Annotated in this window: 1 pseudogene; it reads left to right on the plus strand. The window is 65.8% G+C overall.

Annotation, left to right across the window (positions count from 1 at the left end):
- Positions 1 to 115 precede the first annotated feature (115 nt).
- Positions 116 to 325, plus strand: a pseudogene (locus IG84_RS0137405) (hypothetical protein); the annotation flags it as partial.

The following is a 325-nucleotide window of genomic DNA, read 5'->3' on the forward strand; positions in this document are numbered from 1 at the left end:
CATCATCGGTGTCGACGACTCGCCGGAGAAGGCGTACACCAAGATCGTGAAGCTGCGTTGCGGCGTGTGATGTGAGCACTGGGAAGCCGGTTGGGGGACTGTCATGCACTGTGGAATGACTGTGGGAGCGCACGGGATCCTCAACCGGCATCCCTGGCTCGAGAACGGTGACGCGGAGGAGTTCCGCGAGACGGTGATGGATCTGGCCCTGGTGCGTGCGGAGGCCTATGGCTGGCACGCGCCCTGCGGCTGGCGCACGCCGCAGGGGAAGAAGCTCTTCCCCGACCCGCAGCGCTGGCTGGAGTGCGACAAGGGCGGTGACTGG

The sequence above is a fragment of the Streptomyces ochraceiscleroticus genome (genome assembly GCF_000720485.1).
Classification (GTDB): domain Bacteria; phylum Actinomycetota; class Actinomycetes; order Streptomycetales; family Streptomycetaceae; genus Streptomyces; species Streptomyces ochraceiscleroticus.